Annotated in this window: 1 protein-coding gene and 1 pseudogene; one reads left to right on the forward strand and one right to left on the reverse strand. The window is 66.5% G+C overall.

Annotated features, from left to right (window positions below; translation table 11 throughout):
• Positions 1-421: pseudogene (locus FVW20_RS19805) on the reverse strand (hypothetical protein); the annotation flags it as partial.
• Positions 422-1,247: 826 nt separating this feature from the next.
• Between FVW20_RS19805 and FVW20_RS14600 the strand changes: the two are divergent.
• Positions 1,248-1,635 (forward strand): hypothetical protein (locus tag FVW20_RS14600; protein ID WP_196610183.1); only part of this gene is annotated, 388 nt, incomplete at its 3' end.

Below are 1,635 nucleotides of genomic sequence, written 5' to 3' on the forward strand. Positions count from 1 at the left end.
CCGCCGCCTTGACGCCGTCGCTGCCCATCGGCTTGGCGGCGTCGCCGCCGCTGCCCGTGCCGGGGCGTCCGGCAAAACCGTACGAAGGCCTTGCGGGCCTGTCGGCAGTTCTGTCCGGGGTCCGTTCGGCAGGCTTGGCCGCCGGAGCGTCCGCCGGTTTGCCCGCAGTCCGGTCTGGGGTCTTGTCGGTGCTCCGCTCGGAAAAACGCGACAGGGGGCGTTCGGCGGGCTTGCCCGCATCGACGGCTGCCGGACGGGAGGACGCCTTGTCCTGCGCATTTGACGAACCGGGCGAACCGGGTGAACCGGGTGAACCGGGCAAGTGGGGCGAGTGGGGCGAACCGGCGGCGCCAGGGGCGCCCGCACCGGCAGGAGAAGGCCGCTCGTCCGGCCTGGCCTCCGGTCGTGCGGCGGCGACCACACCCGAAGTCCCCGAGGAAGCAGACCCCGCGGCAGAGGAAGATTCCCGACCGGATGTCGCCTTGGCCGGCTCCTTGCCGGGTTGCGTGGCGTCGGGGCGGGCGGAGGGCGGGGAGGAAGGCTTGTCTGACACGGCGGAACCCCTCGTGAGGTGGATGACCAATTGCGCGGCGAGGGAACGGCAACCGCCCCCCTTTCCGGACATTTCATCATATACGCGCGGGCACCCAGCCGCGCAACCGGATTATGCCAATCTTTCCGGTCACTGCACGACGATGCGGGCCGCAATTGCGCGGGGCGCAGCCCCCCTCCGGCATGGAAGGCGTGGCCAAGGTAGGGAACACCCCACCCGCAAACACCGCAAAAAGGTTGCCCCGCCGTGCAGGCCGCATCGAAATCCTGTTGTCCGCCAACAACATTCATACTCTTTCACACATCACGCATCAGGCATAACCCTACCATGGCGCAGTGCACACTCCATCATCTCCCCATCGCAGATTGTGCGTCGTTACAACATGCCGCACAGCACGTCCGTGCAAATCTGAAATTGCTGCATATTTACTTGCAATTTTTTTCAGGCGCCACCATATCTCCCCCCATTTTCCCGCAAAAGACGTGTATTTTCTTGCGCAGGCGCAGTATCGTGTGTATACGCTCAAGGTCGGTCTTCCGGATATCCGTTATCGTTCATCGCTGCATCGCTCCTGCAATTGCATGGGCCGCTGCAGCCCACCCGGAGCCTGTGCGCAACCGCATGACCACACAGCGCATGACCGGTTCTGCCCGCTCAATCCGCGCCGCATGGCGCGCAACCACATGAGGTAGCGATGACCCGTTCCCCGCAGGGTGCCGCCGGGCGCGGCACCGCCCCCGCCACCGCCCCCGTCGCGTTGCACCTGCCCGCCTCCGGACAGGTGCTTCATTTCGACGCCAACGCCGACTCCCGCTTTGCCCTGGGCTTTCCCACCGACGCCGCCGCCCTCGAACGCAACGGCGATGATCTGGTGTTCAGCTTTCCCGAGGGCGGCCGCATCGTGCTCTCCGGGTTCTTCGAAGGCAGCAACGCCGATCTGCTGCCGGAATTCAGCCTTCCCGAAGGCGGCACCGTTTCCGGCTACGATTTTCTGGCCGCGCTGGAGCCAGACCTGTTGCCCGCCGCAGGCCCCGGCGCGGGCGCGGGCGCTGCCGGTGGCGGCGTGGGCGACTACAGCGACG

Origin of the sequence: Nitratidesulfovibrio oxamicus (assembly GCF_015731765.1) — a bacterium.
In the GTDB taxonomy this organism is placed as follows: domain Bacteria; phylum Desulfobacterota; class Desulfovibrionia; order Desulfovibrionales; family Desulfovibrionaceae; genus Cupidesulfovibrio; species Cupidesulfovibrio oxamicus.